Source organism: Neogemmobacter tilapiae, from assembly GCF_014652215.1.
GTDB classification, from domain to species: Bacteria; Pseudomonadota; Alphaproteobacteria; order Rhodobacterales; family Rhodobacteraceae; genus Neogemmobacter; species Neogemmobacter tilapiae.
In genome coordinates this window covers 181,629-196,092 of the sequence record NZ_BMYJ01000001.1, presented here as the reverse complement: position 1 = coordinate 196,092, position 14,464 = coordinate 181,629, and the positions used below count along the sequence as shown (strand labels likewise).

Here is a 14,464-nt window from a genome sequence, read left to right as displayed (position 1 = left end):
CGGGCATGACGGAAATCGACCGCAAGCGGAATACGGCGCAACTGGCCCATGGTGAACATCGGGCGGAAATTGTTGACCGTCTGTATGAGGTGGCGCTGGACCCGATCCGGTTAGAGGATCTGCTTGAGGTTTGGGAAGGCCGCACTGCGGGGCTGCGCGTTGGTCCCCTAGAAACAGCGATCACGCTGGAAGACCCCGAGATTGAGGCCCATGTCAGCCGGGCGACCGTTTTCCTTGACCGGATGGAGGCCTCGCGCGGCGACGGCTCGTACCGTTCGGTGCTTGAGGATATCCCCCGCTTTGCCGCCTTCCTGGCGGATGGTGGCGCCAAGGTCGCTGCCTGCAATCGCGCCGCAGGCGTGGCCTTCGCGATTGAGGCTGGGTCGCCCATGACCGCCCTCCCCTTTACTCCTGAGGATATCGTGCTGTTGCGGCGGGAAATGCGGCGGGTAGCGGGTGGTAAGGCGGAAAAGGTCGTGACGTTGCGCCTGCGTTCTGTCGTCACCGACAATCCCGTGATCATGCGGATCAGCGCCGTGGACAGTGCCGATGAACGCCATCTGGCGCTGGCGCTTTCCACCGAACTCGTCTGGCCCGAGGGTTTCAGCCAGACCGTGGCCGAAGCGTTCGGCCTGACTGCCGCCGAGGTGGAGGTGGTTCAGGCCATCACTTTGGGCCAACCCCTCAAGGATATCGCCGATGCGCGGGGCCGGTCGGTCGAAACGGTGCGCACCCAGATGCGCTCTATTCTGGCAAAAACCGAAACCCATTCGCAAAGCGAACTGGTGCGGGTGGTGCTGGCCCTGATGGACGTGGCGCTCTTGCCTGCCGCAGCCTTGCCCGTGACCGAAAAGGCGGGGCTTGAGGAACGGCCCTTCCGTCACCTGACAACACCACAAGGCCGCAGGCTGGAATGGATCGAATTTGGCGATCCGACCGGCACGCCCGTGCTTTACATGCACCTTGACTATGGCCTGATCCGCTGGCCCGCCACCGCCGAACGCGCCGCCTTGGCCCGCGGGTTGCGGGTGATCGTGCCGGTCAGGGCGGGCTATGGCAGTTCCAGCCCCATGCCGAAAGGGGCGGATCAATCTGCCAGCGGGGCGGCGGACTATGCGGCGGTGCTGGATCATCTGGGCATCCGGCAAGCCGCCGTGATCTGCCTTGGGGCCGATCTGCGCTATGCGATGATTCTGGCCAACACGCGCCCCGGCTTGATTTCGGGCATTCTCGGCTGTGCCGCGCAACTGCCGCTGCGGACGGCGGCACAGTATGAACGCATGGACAAATGGCAGCGGTTCATTCTGGCCAATGCCCGCTATGCGCCGAAAATCTTGCCCTTTCTGGTGCAAGCCGGGTTTTCACTGGCGCGGCGCTTGGGGAAGGAATCCTTCTTTACCCAAGTGAACGGTGGCTCGCCCGCCGATATGGAAACCTTTGCCCGGCCCGAGGTGCGGGCGGCGATGCTGTCGGGGTCGGACATCTGCATGACCGCCAAATTTTCCGCCCATGCGGCTTTTGCGCTGGAATGCATTGGCTCGGAACGCGACTGGTCCGATGTGGTCCGCGCCTGTTCGGTGCCCGTGGTGCTGTTGCAAGGCGATCAGGATCCCCAGACGCCCAAGGCCACCATTCAGGAGTTGATGCAGGATTTTCCACATCTGACGGTCGAATTCCTGCCCGATTGCGGGCAATTGCTGTTCTTCAAGGAATGGCCCGCAGCCCTTGATCGGCTTGCCACAATCCTTCCGCGCTAAATTGTGGCGAAAATCCGACCGCATACCCCATCTGGGGTATGCGGCGCTTTTCGCCCGACGCTAAAAAGCCTCTGTGACCAAAGACTTTTCAACGTCCCACCACTTTTAGAACGACCATAGTCTAGAACTTTGTCCCCAAAGCAGGGCGGCGGAACCAGGGGTGGGGTCGCCGCCCTTTCCTTTGCGCGGGCCTTTGCCCAAGGCCGTTCGCTGGGCTGGCCCCCGCCTGCAAAAGCCCCTAACTTCCGCGCCGAATCTTTGGGGGGAACCGATGCGCCTGCCCGTTCTGGCCTTGGCTATGGCTGCTGTGCCGCTGCCTCTCTTGGCCCATCCGCATGTCTTCATTGACAGCGGGGTTGAGGTGATCTTCGACGACCAAGGCCGCGCCACGGCTTTGCGCATTTCATGGACCTACGACAGTTTCTACTCCCTGACCCTGATCGCCGAGCGCGGCCTTGATCCGGATGCCGATGGTCTGTTGGACCCCGCCGAAAAAGCCGCTTTGGCCGGCTTTGACATGAATTGGGATGCCGGATTTCCCGGCGACACCTATGCGCTTTTGGGCAACCAGCCGCTGACGCTGTCTGGCCCTTCGGATTGGACCGCCGATTATCACAGCGAAAAGCTGATCAGCACGCACCGCCGCGACTTTGCGGCCCCGATCCCGATCAGCGATCTGCCGCTTGTCGTTCAGGTCTATGATCCGGGCTATTACACCGCCTATCAGATCACCGCCGCGACCATTCTCACCAATGCCCCGCCGGGTTGCAGCGCGAAAATCTATGAACCCGACCCCGCCAAGGCCGATCAGGCGCTGATCGACGCGCTGGCCGAATATGCGCCGGGGGATGATGTGGAAATCGACTTTCCCGCCGTAGGCGCGAATTTCGCCGATGAAACGCGGCTGACATGCAACGCAAACTGATTCTCGCCGGGCTTGCCATCGCCCTTGTTTTGGCGGGCCTTTGGGCCTTGGGCGGCTTTGAAAGCCTTGCCACTTGGGCCATCGACGCGCAACGCGAGGTCCAAGACCACCTGGCCCGCGCCGTCCGCCGCCTGCGCGGTGGCGAGGCTGGGGCCTTGGCGGGCCTACTTTCCCTCTGCTTCGCCTATGGCTTTCTTCACGCCGTCGGCCCCGGCCATGGCAAGGCGCTGATCGGCGGCTATGGCATGGCCCGCCGCGTGCGGCTTGCGCCCTTGGCCGCCTTGGCCCTTGTCTCCAGCCTTGCGCAATCGCTGTTCGCCATCCTGCTTGTCTATGCCTTTGTCCTGCTCTTCGGCTGGACCCGCGCCCAAGTCGAAGGTCTTTCCGACCAATGGCTCCTGCCCGCCTCTCAGGCCGCCATCCTGCTCATCGGCCTCTGGCTTGTCTGGCGCGGCTTTCGCCATTGGCGACCCGCCGCCGCGCCCGTCCATGATCACCACCATCACCATGACCATGATCACGCCCATTGCGACCACGCCCATGGCCCCACGCCCGCACAGATGGAAAACCTCTCAGGCCCCAAGGATGCCATCCTTTTGGTCGCCAGCATCGCCATTCGCCCCTGTTCCGGTGCATTGTTCCTGTTGATCATCACCTGGTCACTGGGTCTGGCCGCCGCGGGCATTCTCGGCACGCTTGCCATGGGCCTTGGCACGGCCAGCGTCACCATCGCCGTCGCCGCCCTGTCCTTCTGGGCGCGTGAGGGGGCACTTTTGTCATTGCCCGAACGCCTTGCCCAAACCGCCCTGCCCCTGATCGAAATGACGGCAGGCCTGATCATCGCCGGCGTCGCCGGTCTTTTGCTCTGGCGCGCGCTGACCTGACCCTCAAACGAAAACGACCGGGCCTTGGCCCGGTCGCGTCCAACCTCACATCCAAATCCCGGCTCAGCCACCCGAGCGGCTGAACTGCCCGCGAATATCCGGCCCCGTGCCCAGCCAGCTTTGGATCGTCTTGGCCACATGCGCCGTGATCATCTTCTTCTGCGTTTGCCCCTGCGCCCGCGCCGCCCGCATCTGGTCGCCCGACAGCGCCGGGAAATCGGCCCTGATCTGCTGCGCCTCAACAATCGTGGCCCCGGTGTTTGCATCCACCACCTGAATGATGAAATCGACCGTATGCACCCCGGCGTTCTGATAGCGATTCTCCGCCTCGAACGTCAAAGCATGGAACCGCGTCATCGTCACGTTGAACGCCACCGCCCGCGAACCGCGGACCGAGGCCGCACCCTGACGAATGGCATTCTCCATGATCACTTTCACCTGATCATAGCGATCCCCCGTCTCCGGGTCTTCGCGCCAGACGATGTCGGCCTTCGGCAGTGACGTCTTAGCCTCGCTCACCACCAAGGTCCGCGGCACGGTCACATTCACCGCCACAACCCGCCAGCCGCGCGACACCTCTGCCGCCACGCCCTGATCATAGGCGGTTTCAAAGGTGCTGCCGACGCAAGCCCCCAGCAGCAAAACGGCCGCCAAAGCCCCGCCCAATGCCCCACGTCTTGTGAAATTCATCATGACCTCATTCCTCGCTTGCACAATCATACTACGGACAACTTGACAAAAAGTTGCAATCCTCCTGCCGGGCTACTTCTACGCCTTGACTGACGCAAGGAAAATTGCAGCCATGCACTTCACGATTGCACCCCGACCGCCAACCTCTGGTTAAATCAAGAAAGCTTGCCAAATGCGCCAGATTGTATTGCCCCTTATGCTCGGTCTTTTGCCCTGTCCGACCCTCGCCGACTCCGTGGCGGACCATTTCCGCAAGGGTTCCGGCTGCCATATCCGCCAATACAACGCCGCTCATCTGGCCGGGCATCCCGAACAGACCGTCACGGAAATCGCCCTCAACCCGTCGGCCTTGCCGAACGAGCCCGGCCTGGAACTCTTGGATCTCTTCGTGCAGGTCAAAGGCCGAAACTATGAATATCACGCCTTGGCCTATTGCGAACCGGGGCCAAAGCAGTGGTCTTGCGGGCTAGAAGGTGACGGTGGTCGCTTTATCCTGACGCATGAAAAACAGGGAACCCTGCGCCTGACGGTCGGCAAGGGTGGCCTCGGCTTTGAAGGGGCGCAAGACTTCCTGACGCTTTACGGCGACCGGGGCGATGATCGGGTCTTTCTGATCCCCTCCGTCCCGGCCGAGCTTTGCCAGTAATCACGCCCGGTCGGCCAGTTCCATCCATTCTTCTTCGGCCGCTGCCAGTTTTGCTTGCCGTTCCGCCATCATCTCGCTGGCTTTGGCAAATTTCACCGGATCGCGGGTGTAAAGCGTGTCATCGGCCAGCAATTCGCCCAGCTTTCCCAATTCCGACTCCAGCTTTTCGATCACCCCCGGCAGCGTCTCAAAGCGGTTCTTCTCGGTGAAACTTAAACCCGATTTCTTGGCCGCCACCTTCGGCTCTTCCCGCACCTCGGCCAGGCGCGGCTTTATTTCGTCCGCCACCGCTTCCACCGGCTTTTGCGCCTGATAATCCGACCAGCCACCCGGATAGACCAGCACCCGGCCCTGCCCCTCCATCGCCACGGTGATGCTGGCCACCCGGTCAATGAAATCGCGGTCGTGGCTGACCAACAGAACCGTTCCCGGATAGTCCCCCAGCACATCCTGCAACAAATCCAGCGTTTCCACGTCCAGATCGTTCGTCGGTTCGTCCAGAATCAACAGGTTTGATTCCCGCGCCATGATCCGCGCCAGCAAAAGCCGCGCCTTTTCACCGCCGGATAGGCTTTTCACCGGCGCCCGCGCCTGCCGTTCGTCAAACAGAAAATCCTTCAGATAGCCCACCACATGCCGCGGCGCGCCCCGAACCATCACCTGATCCGAGGCCCCCGAAACCTGCATCTGCGGATCATTCGTCAAACTGTCCCAAAGGCTCGCCTCCGGGTCCAGTTGCGCGCGGGTCTGGTCAAACACCGCAATGTCCAGATTGGTGCCAAGGCTCACCGTGCCCTGATCCGGGGCAATTTCCCCCGTCAAAAGCCGCAAAAGCGTGGTTTTCCCCACCCCGTTCGGACCGACAAAGGCCACCCGGTCCCCCCGCATCACCCGCAGTTCAAGGCCGCGCACGATCACCTTGTCCGCAAAGGCCAGCGACAGCCCCTTGGCCTCAATCACCCGCTTGCCCGATTGCTGCCCCGCCTCCAGCTCCAGCGCCGCCGTGCCCTGCCGCCGGATTTGTGAGGATCGTTCCGCCCGCAGCGCCGCCAAGGCCCGCACCCGGCCCTGATTGCGTTTGCGCCGGGCCGAAATGCCTTCCACGGCCCATTTCGCCTCGGCCTTGATCTTGCGGTCCAGCTTGTGCCGCGCCTCGTCTTCCTCGGCCCAAACGGTGTCGCGCCATTCCTCGAACCCGTCAAAGCCCGATTCCCGCCGCCGCACCTGCCCCCGGTCGATCCAAAGCGTCGCTTTCGACAGGGCTTTCAGAAAGGCCCGGTCGTGGCTGATCATCACAAAGGCCGTCCGCGTGGACCGCAACTGTTCTTCCAGCCACAGAATCGCATGGATGTCCAAATGGTTCGTCGGCTCGTCCAGCAGCAGGACATCCGGTTCTTCCGCCAAAAGCCGCGCCAGTGCCGCCCTGCGGCGCTCGCCGCCCGAGGCGTTCTCGATCGTCACCTCGGGGCGGAATTTCAGCCCCTCGGCCACCATCTCCACCCGGTATTCCTGCCCCGGCTCCAGCCCGGCAGCGGCATATTCCCCCAAGGTCGCAAAGCCCGAAAGATCAGGGTCTTGCTCCATATAGCCCACGCTGATGCCCGGCGGCACAACCCGGCTGCCCTGATCCGGCTCGACCAGCCCCGCCATCACCTTCATCAGGGTCGATTTGCCTGATCCATTACGCCCGACAAGGGCGATGCGGTCCCCTTGCTGAATTGCAAGGTCCAGACCGTCGAAAACAGGATTGCCGCCGAAGGTCAGCGAGATGCCGGAAAGCTGAAGAAGGGGTGCGCGTGCCATGATGGGGGGCAGGTAGGCGACCAATCGTCCGCCGTCAACCAGCCAAGCGCCGCAAACTCGCCGCGCGGGCGGGCGGAACGCTTGCCACCTCCAACCCGCAAAAGACATGGATCGTGCCCAGATCGCGGTCGATCACCGCATGATCACTCACCTTGCCGCCAATGCTCAGATAGGATCGCAGCAAGGGCGGCAATTGCCGTAGGGCTTGCGAAGGGTCGGCCGCAAAGCCCTGCAAAGAAAAGGTTTCCGCTGCTTTCATTCCCGGCCTCCATCCCAACGGGGCCAGATGCCTTGCACCCAGGTCCGCAAAAGCCGCCGCATAGGGCGCAGCCTCCACCCCTTGGAACGACGCACAGCCATAGATCATCCCAACGCCCTGCCGATCCACCACCCGCGTCAGCATCGCCCAGATCAACCGCAGCGCATCCGCATCATGCCGCCCCGGCGCCATGCAGAACCGCCCCAGTTCCAACTTGGCCCCCGCCATCGCCGAAAGCCCGGCCAGATCATAGAATTGCGCCGAATAGCTGTCACAAACCTCGCCCAGCCGCACCCTTGCGCAGACAAAGACTCTGTCCCCATCCGCCACAGTCAGATGCAGCGCTTGATCATCGAAACCATCCCGATCATCCCCGCCGCCCCGGAAAACCTGACCCCGCAAGGCCAACGCCGGGCCGCTTTCCGGTCCCAGACAGACCCTCAGCGCCCCGGCGTCAATCCGGTCTTCCATAGATCAGTCGATCAATTCCGAGGCCTGCAACCGCCCAAAGCTGCCCAAAAGCTGCCGCAAGAAGCCGACGCCCTTGATGTTCGATTCGGTCACACGCCGCGACAGGGGCACGATCTGCCCCCGCTCCAGCCCGAAACGTTCCACATTCGAAACCGTCCCGCTTTCGCTGAAACTGATCGCCACCACCTGCCGATCAATCTCTTGCGGCTCCCGCGCCCCGTAATGCTTCCACCGGCTCTCCACATAGAACCAGCCCACGTCGTTCAGCAGGCCCGAGGCCGAAGGCCGCCCCACCTTTTGCGCCACGCTTTCCCGCGTATCCACCCCCACCTGCACCGTCGACAATTCGCTGTCCGGCGGCGCGTAGCCGTGGTTGCGGTAAACCGGCGCGCAGGCCGTCACCGCCAGCAACCCCAGAATCAGCCCCAACCGGCGCAATGGCCCGGCAAATCCAAGGCCCTTGCGTTGCAAGGGGCGGTCCATCCGGCTTGGCAAATCCATTGCGTCCTCTTGTCTTGGCAAGCCACCACCACTATGCCCGAAAGCACAGACAGCATGGCCTTTGAACCTAGGGCTTACAGAAGGTCCGCACGCGGTTCAAGAAAGCTGTGCATCACTTGCCGCAAAGGCCCCACTCAAAGGACGTGCCCATGGCCGAAGACCTGCCCATCAGCCTGCCCTTCCCCGTGCGCGGCCTGCCCACCCGCAAGCCCCTGCGCTTTGACCTGAAAACCACCGCCCAGGATCGCGCCCTTCTCGCCGCCCTTCTGGGCATCAGCGCCGTTCATACCCTCCGCTTCAAAGGCGAAATCCGCCCCCTCGGCCGCAATGACTTTGAGCTGGAGGCCGATCTTGACGCCCAGATTGAACAGCCCTGCATCGTCAGCCTTCAGCCCGTCCTTACCGATATCCGCGAAACCGTCGTCCGCCGCTACCTTTCCGACCTTCCCGAACCCGACGCGGATGAGATGGAAGTGCCCGAAGACGACACCACCGAACCCCTGCCCGAGGTGATCGACGCCGGTGCCGTCGCCGCCGAAGCCTTGGCCCTTGCCCTGCCAGCCTATCCCCGTGCGCCCGGCCAAGAGCTCGGCACCGCCATCTTTGGCCCCGAAGGCCAAGCCCCCCTGACCGACGAAGCGATCCGACCCTTTGCAGGCCTTGCCGGTCTTGCCGCCAAGCTGGGCAAGCCAACTGACAGCGAAAGCTGAACAAAGCACTTGCGCCGGAACGAAAACTGACTATGTTCCGCGCCCTATTGAACACGGGAATCTGGCGTCGCCCATTCGGGGCAACTGTCTTGATCCCAAAGGAAATCAAGGGCTTCGGCCCCAAAACCCCGAGGTCGAGACATGGCTGTCCCGCAGAACCGAGTCACCCGTTCGCGTCGTAACATGCGCCGCGCCCATGATGCCCTGGTGGCGTCGAACCCGCATGAATGCCCGAACTGTGGCGATCTGAAGCGTCCGCACCACGTTTGTGGTTCCTGCGGCCATTACGATTCGCGCGAAGTTGTGGCTTCGGCGCAAGAAGTCGATCTGGACGAAGACGCCGCATAAGATCGCACGCTTGGGCCTTTCCTCATGACGAACGGAAACCATCCTTCGTATTCGGGAAAGGCATCTGCCGTGATATCGGTCGATGCGATGGGCAGCGACAAAGGGCCGGCGGCGGTTGTCGCTGGCCTTGTCGATTCGGGCCGCGCCGATCCCGATCTGTCCTTCATCCTGCATGGCGATCAGGCTCAGCTTGCGCCCCTGCTCGCCAAAGCGGCTGATGTTGCCCAGCGTGTGCAGATCGTCCATGCCGAACGGGTTGTCACGATGAATGACAAACCCGCGCAGGTGCTGCGCAGTGGCGCGGGCACCTCCATGTGGTCCACCATCGAATCGGTTAAACAGGGTCAGGCAAAGGTCGCCGTCTCTTGCGGCAACACCGGCGCGCTTATGGCGCTGTCGATGATCCGCCTGCGCAAACTGCCCGGCGTCAATCGGCCGGCCATCGCCTGCTTCTGGCCGTCGCGCAATCCTTCCGGTTTCAACGTCATGTTGGACGTGGGCGCTGACATCAAGGCCGATGCCGCCGATCTGGTGCAATATGCCACGATGGGCGCGGCCTATGCCTCTGTCGCCCTGAACCTTGAAAACCCGCGTGTCGGCCTGCTGAATGTCGGGACCGAGGAACACAAGGGCCGGGCCGAGCTGAAAGAGGCGCATGAGCTGCTGTCGCAGGCCACCAACGGTTTCGCCTATGCCGGCTTTGTCGAAGGCAGCGATATTCCCGGCACCGCCTGCGACGTGATCGTCACTGATGGTTTCACCGGCAATGTCGCGCTGAAAACCGGCGAGGGAACCGCCAAGCTGATCAGCGACTTTCTAAGACAGGAATACAGCGCCAGCCTGACCGCCAAGATCGCGGCGGGCCTGTCGATGCGGATCCTGCGCCGCTTGCAAACGCGGATGGATCCGCGCCGGGTGAATGGCGGCGTGTTTCTGGGGCTGAACGGCACTGTGGTCAAATCGCATGGCAGCGCCGATGCGACGGGCGTCGCGGCCGCAATCCAACTGGCAGCGCGGTTGGCGCGGTCAGGCATGAATGAACGGCTGGCCGAGCGTCTCGCTCCGTCGCAGTCGGGTGAACAGGACGGTGCAGCATGACGCGACGCGCGGTGGTTCAGGGTGTGGGGCACTATCTGCCCGAACGTGTTGTTCAGAATTGCGAATTCGAGAAAACGATCGACACGTCGGATGAATGGATTCGCACCCGTTCGGGCATTGAACGCCGTCATTTCGTGGCCCCCGGCCAAACGACGACCGACATCGCCGTTCTGGCGGCCGAGGCGGCGTTGCGCGATGCAGGCATGGTGGCCGCCGATGTGGATGCGATCATCGTCGCCACCTCGACCCCTGACCTCACCTTTCCATCCGTGGCAACAATGGTGCAGGGCCGTCTGGGCATGGAACAGGGCTTTGCCTTTGATGTGCAGGCCGTTTGCGCGGGCTTTGCCTATGCTTTGGCCAATGCCAATGCGCTGATCCTCTCGGATCAGGCCAAGACGGTGCTGGTTATTGGGGCCGAAACCTTTTCCCGCCTGATGGACTGGACCGACCGGGGCACCTGCGTCCTGTTTGGCGACGGGGCCGGGGCCTTGGTCCTTCGCGCCGAAGAAGGGGCTGGCACGAATGCCGACCGGGGCATCCTCGCCACCGACCTGCGTTCGGATGGGCGGCACAAGGATATTCTCTATGTGGACGGTGGCACCAGCACCGGCACCACAGGCCATTTGCGGATGGAAGGCAAAGAGGTCTTCCGTCATGCCATTGAAAAGCTGGCCGAAACCGCCCATGCCGCGCTGGATAAGGTTGGAATGAGCGGCGAAGACGTCGACTGGATCGTGCCGCATCAGGCCAATATCCGCATCATCGAAGGCACCGCAAAACGCATGCAAGTGCCGATGGAGCGGGTGGTCGTCACCGTCCAAGATCATGGCAACACCTCTGCCGCCTCGATTCCCCTTGCCCTGTCGGTGGGCAAGGCCCGTGGGCAGATCAAACGGGGCGACCTGCTGGTGGCCGAGGCCATTGGCGGCGGTTTGGCCTGGGGTTCGGTCGTCCTGCGCTGGTAATTGCGCCAAATCGGTCTGAAATCGCCTGTAAATGACGCTGGCCAAGTGTCTGATATTGACTCGCAATTCCCGACGGGCCAACCTGCCCCCATAAACCCGGGGGGGTGAGATATGAGTGAAAAGACGCTAACGCGCATGGACCTGAGTGAAGCGGTATTCCGCGCTGTAGGCCTGTCGCGCAATGAATCGGCGCAACTGGTCGAATCGGTTCTGCAACATATGTCGGATGCCTTGGCCGAGGGGGAGATGGTCAAGATTTCGTCCTTTGGCACGTTCTCGGTGCGGGCCAAGACGGCGCGTGTCGGGCGCAATCCCAAGACCGGGGATGAGGTGCCGATCAGCCCACGCCGCGTGCTGACTTTCCGGCCTTCACAACTGATGAAGGCCCGGGTCGCCAACGGCAAGAAACGCTGACGGGGCATGGCCTGAATGGCAAGCCCGTTGGACAAGGCGCCTGACGCCTTTCGCACCATCAGCGAAGTAGCCGAAACGCTGGATATTCCGGCCCATGTGCTGCGTTTCTGGGAAAGCCGTTTTCCCCAGATCCGCCCGGTAAAACGGGCGGGCGGGCGGCGCTATTACCGCCCATCGGATGTGGCCCTTCTGGGTGGCATCCGGCGCTTGCTGCATGACGAAGGCATGACCATCCGTGGCGTGCAAAAGGTGCTGCGCGAACAGGGGATCAAACATGTGGCCGCCCTGACGGGTGAGGATATTCCCGCCGAGGCTGGCCCCGACGCCTATGACCTGATCGCCCCACCGCCGCCCGTCCCGGCCGAGGTGGTCGATCTTGCCAGCCGCAAGAAAGCGGTAGAGGTGTTGGTGGAACCGACCGTCAGTGCCACCAGCCTTTTTGACCTGATGGATGCACCTCCGGCCCGCAAGGCCCCGGAAAGCCACGATATCTGGCTTCCCACCCTGCTGCGCCGCCTGCCGGAAAACGCCTTTGCCGACAACCAGGATCGCCTCATCCCGCTTTGGGTCCGCCTCCGTGCGCTTCATGCGCAAATGACCGGACAGGTTTGATCTTTCATGCGGTTTCCCGCTTGCCACGGGCTGCAAAAGCGTTATGAAAGCCCCGTGTCGGGCCGTAGCGCAGCCTGGTTAGCGCGTCCGTCTGGGGGGCGGGAGGTCGTGAGTTCGAATCTCACCGGCCCGACCATAAGAAACCGCCCGCCCTGTTACAGGGGCGGGCGGTTCCGTATCCGGGCCTTGGGGGAACAGGCATGACAGCATCCGGCGTTCTGGCCGACCAAGGCATCCGCGACCTGATCGCCCACGGCGCGATCACCGCCGATCCCGCCATCCTGCCCGCCCAGGTCCAACCCGCCAGCCTTGATCTGCGGCTGGGCCATGTCGCCTACCGCGTCCGCGCCTCCTTTCTTGCAGGCAAGGGCCGCAGCGTCACCGAACGCCTGCAAGAATTCGAAATGCACCGCATGGACCTGTCCGATGGCGCCGTGCTGGAAAAGGGCTGCGTCTACGTCATCCCCCTGATGGAATCCCTCGCCCTGCCCCAAGGCATCACCGCCGTCGCCAATGCCAAATCCTCGACCGGACGGCTGGACCTGCTGACCCGCACCATCACCGACCAAGGCACCGAATTCGACCGCATTCCCGAAGCCTATCACGGCCCCCTATATGCCGAGGTCTGCCCCCGCAGCTTTTCCGTCCTCGTCCGCCCCGGAATGCGCCTCAACCAGATCCGCTTTCGCGCGGGCCAAGCCGTCCTCACCGACGCCGACCTCACAACGCTCCACCAAAACGAGCCCTTAGTGGACGGAACCGCCGTCATCGCCGAAGGCTTAGGCTTTTCCGTCGATCTGCACCCGACCGAAGGCGATCTTGTCGGCTACCGCGCCAAACCCCATACCGGCGTCATCGACCTCGACAAACTCAACCACTATGCCCCCGCCGACTATTGGGAAGAACTCCACACCCGCGATGGTCAGTTGATCCTTGATCCCGGCGCTTTCTACATCCTCGTCAGCCGCGAATCCGTCACCATCCCCCCCGACTATGCCGCTGAAATGGCCCCCTATCTGGCCATGGTCGGCGAATTCCGCGTCCATTACGCCGGTTTCTTTGACCCCGGTTTCGGCCATTCCGCCGCAGGCGGCAAAGGCTCCCGCGGCGTGCTCGAGGTCCGCTGCCACGAGGCCCCCTTTGTGCTGGAACATGGCCAGATCGTCGGTCGCCTTGTCTATGAACGCATGCAGCAACGCCCCGCGACGCTTTACGGCACCGGCATCGCCTCAAACTATCAGGGCCAAGGCCTCAAACTCGCCAAGCATTTCAAGGCGCAATGATCAGTCGATGATGTGAATATCCGCCCGGCCAACATCGCCATAGCTGCTTTCGCCAAAGATGATGGTGATCAACTTCTTCACCGCCCCACCCTGCCCGTCCCGGTCATACCACAACCGCCCGTTCGTCGGATCATAAAGGATCCGGTCGCTGGCATCCTGTGCATTCGCCCCCAGACGAAAAGCCGCCCCCGACAATCCCCCCGCCGCCCCCAAAGCCGTAAAGAAATCATTGTCCAGCAGGATCCGGTCTCTCCCATCACCGAAATCCGCGACAAAAGGATTGTCGGCCAAAGTCGCGACACTGTCGAATTGAAACGCGTCCGCCCCAGTTCCCCCGTCCAGCGTGTCAAACCGCCGCGCCCCCAGCAGCGTGTCATTGCCATCGCCACCAAACATATAGTCCAGAACCTCACTGCCCCCCGCAATAAAGTCATTTCCGTTTTCGCCATACAGATAGTTATAGGGCGACGGCCCATCGGCCCCACCGCCAAACAGCCGATCCGCGCCATTTCCGCCATAGATGGTGTCGCTGCCACTGCCCCCAAACAGACTATCCCGACCATCCCCGCCATAGAAATAGTCATGATCCGCCCCACCAAAAAGCTGGTCCTGACCGCTGTCGCCGGTCAAAGTGTCATTGGCCCCCTTGCCAAGAACCCGATCATGGCCGCCCCCGCCCGACAGAAAATCGGGCTGAACCGTGCCAAAGAACTGATCGTTGCCGATGGTCAGATAGCCCAGAAAAGCCGCCGCCCCAAAAGAGGTCAGCGCCGAAAACGCCAATTCGGCATCAATCCCCTTCAATCCAGTGATCACCAGTCTGTCGGTGCCATCGACCCGGTAATGCAGCCCGGTGAATTCACCCGCCACCGGGGCAATCGGCATACCCGTCTGCCAGACAAGTCCCGTCCCCTTCAGGATCAGGAAATTGTCCGCGTCCTGCCTTTCCCGCAAAAAGGTCGATGAAACCTGCGTCGGCGCAAAGGAAAACAGATCAATCGCAAGATTGGAAAAAGAGGTAATGCCCGTCGGTTGCGGCAGGGCGAAACGGAACACGGCCATGGCAAGGCTCCAGAAATGGGTTGAATGAATGGG

Annotated in this window: 16 protein-coding genes and 1 tRNA gene; 12 read left to right on the top strand and 5 right to left on the bottom strand. The window is 62.4% G+C overall.

The features are described 5' to 3' along the window. Positions 1–5: 5 nt before the first annotated feature. The 3 genes from IE095_RS01060 (at position 6) to IE095_RS01050 (ending at position 3,566) form a co-directional block, all read left to right on the top strand. On the top strand, positions 6–1,757 hold the full coding sequence (locus IE095_RS01060) for a bifunctional helix-turn-helix transcriptional regulator/alpha/beta hydrolase (RefSeq protein WP_189409587.1): 1,752 nt from the start codon (positions 6–8) through the stop codon (positions 1,755–1,757). Positions 1,758–2,028: 271 nt separating this feature from the next. Then, positions 2,029–2,682 (top strand): DUF1007 family protein, encoded by a 654-nt coding sequence (locus IE095_RS01055; protein WP_189409585.1) that lies wholly within the window; start codon positions 2,029–2,031, stop codon positions 2,680–2,682. Continuing rightward, positions 2,667–3,566: a nickel/cobalt transporter gene (locus IE095_RS01050; protein WP_189409584.1), complete on the top strand. Its 900-nt coding sequence runs from the start codon at positions 2,667–2,669 to the stop codon at positions 3,564–3,566. Before IE095_RS01055 ends, IE095_RS01050 begins: the two co-directional genes overlap by 16 nt. A 63-nt stretch (positions 3,567–3,629) precedes the next feature. Here the strand turns inward: IE095_RS01050 and IE095_RS01045 are convergent, their stop codons facing one another. After that, positions 3,630–4,259, bottom strand: coding sequence for a DUF6778 family protein (locus IE095_RS01045; RefSeq protein ID WP_229804392.1), 630 nt, complete (start codon positions 4,257–4,259; stop codon positions 3,630–3,632). A gap of 193 nt (positions 4,260–4,452) precedes the next feature. On the opposite strand from IE095_RS01045, the gene IE095_RS01040 reads away from it, so the two are divergent. Further along, positions 4,453–4,902 carry a hypothetical protein gene (locus IE095_RS01040; protein ID WP_189409581.1) on the top strand — a complete coding sequence of 150 codons (450 nt, stop codon included), beginning with the start codon at positions 4,453–4,455 and terminating at the stop codon, positions 4,900–4,902. Here the strand turns inward: IE095_RS01040 and IE095_RS01035 are convergent, their stop codons facing one another. From IE095_RS01035 to IE095_RS01025, 3 genes are read right to left on the bottom strand one after another with little or no spacing between them, the layout of a single operon-like run. Next, the gene (locus IE095_RS01035) at positions 4,903–6,705 is read right to left on the bottom strand and encodes an ABC-F family ATP-binding cassette domain-containing protein (RefSeq protein WP_189409580.1); all 1,803 of its coding nucleotides are present in this window, start codon (positions 6,703–6,705) and stop codon (positions 4,903–4,905) included. 34 nt (positions 6,706–6,739) lie between these two features. After that, complete coding sequence (locus IE095_RS01030) at positions 6,740–7,435, bottom strand: GNAT family N-acyltransferase (protein ID WP_189409579.1); 696 nt, start codon at positions 7,433–7,435, stop codon at positions 6,740–6,742. Positions 7,436–7,438: 3 nt separating this feature from the next. After that, on the bottom strand, positions 7,439–7,918 hold the full coding sequence (locus tag IE095_RS01025) for an outer membrane protein assembly factor BamE (RefSeq protein WP_189410115.1): 480 nt from the start codon (positions 7,916–7,918) through the stop codon (positions 7,439–7,441). Between the two features lie 167 nt (positions 7,919–8,085). Between IE095_RS01025 and IE095_RS01020 the strand changes: the two genes are divergently transcribed. The 8 genes from IE095_RS01020 to IE095_RS00985 all read left to right on the top strand — a co-directional run bounded on the left by IE095_RS01020 (position 8,086) and on the right by IE095_RS00985 (position 13,369). Next, the gene (locus IE095_RS01020; protein ID WP_189409578.1) at positions 8,086–8,646 is read left to right on the top strand and encodes a YceD family protein; all 561 of its coding nucleotides are present in this window, start codon (positions 8,086–8,088) and stop codon (positions 8,644–8,646) included. Positions 8,647–8,787: 141 nt separating this feature from the next. Continuing rightward, a complete protein-coding gene (rpmF, locus tag IE095_RS01015; RefSeq protein WP_189409577.1) occupies positions 8,788–8,994 on the top strand; it encodes a 50S ribosomal protein L32 in 207 nt (68 codons plus the stop codon). A 24-nt stretch (positions 8,995–9,018) separates the two neighbouring features. Continuing rightward, positions 9,019–10,092, top strand: coding sequence for a phosphate acyltransferase PlsX (gene plsX, locus IE095_RS01010; RefSeq protein ID WP_189409576.1), 1,074 nt, complete (start codon positions 9,019–9,021; stop codon positions 10,090–10,092). Then, positions 10,089–11,060 (top strand): beta-ketoacyl-ACP synthase III, encoded by a 972-nt coding sequence (locus IE095_RS01005; protein ID WP_189409573.1) that lies wholly within the window; start codon positions 10,089–10,091, stop codon positions 11,058–11,060. The genes plsX and IE095_RS01005 overlap by 4 nt, the downstream gene beginning before the upstream one ends. A 111-nt stretch (positions 11,061–11,171) precedes the next feature. Continuing rightward, positions 11,172–11,474, top strand: a complete 303-nt coding sequence (gene ihfA, locus IE095_RS01000) for an integration host factor subunit alpha (RefSeq protein ID WP_189409571.1) — start codon at positions 11,172–11,174, stop codon at positions 11,472–11,474. A gap of 15 nt (positions 11,475–11,489) precedes the next feature. Continuing rightward, entirely contained in the window at positions 11,490–12,086 is a 597-nt protein-coding gene (locus IE095_RS00995) for a MerR family transcriptional regulator (RefSeq protein WP_373295384.1), read from the top strand. A 58-nt stretch (positions 12,087–12,144) separates the two neighbouring features. After that, a tRNA-Pro gene (locus tag IE095_RS00990) sits at positions 12,145–12,222 on the top strand. A 64-nt stretch (positions 12,223–12,286) separates the two neighbouring features. Further along, positions 12,287–13,369: a 2'-deoxycytidine 5'-triphosphate deaminase gene (locus IE095_RS00985; protein WP_189409569.1), complete on the top strand. Its 1,083-nt coding sequence runs from the start codon at positions 12,287–12,289 to the stop codon at positions 13,367–13,369. Here the strand turns inward: IE095_RS00985 and IE095_RS00980 are convergent, their stop codons facing one another. Then, a complete protein-coding gene (locus IE095_RS00980) occupies positions 13,370–14,431 on the bottom strand; it encodes a calcium-binding protein (RefSeq protein WP_189409567.1) in 1,062 nt (353 codons plus the stop codon). Between the last annotated feature and the right edge of the window lie 33 nt (positions 14,432–14,464).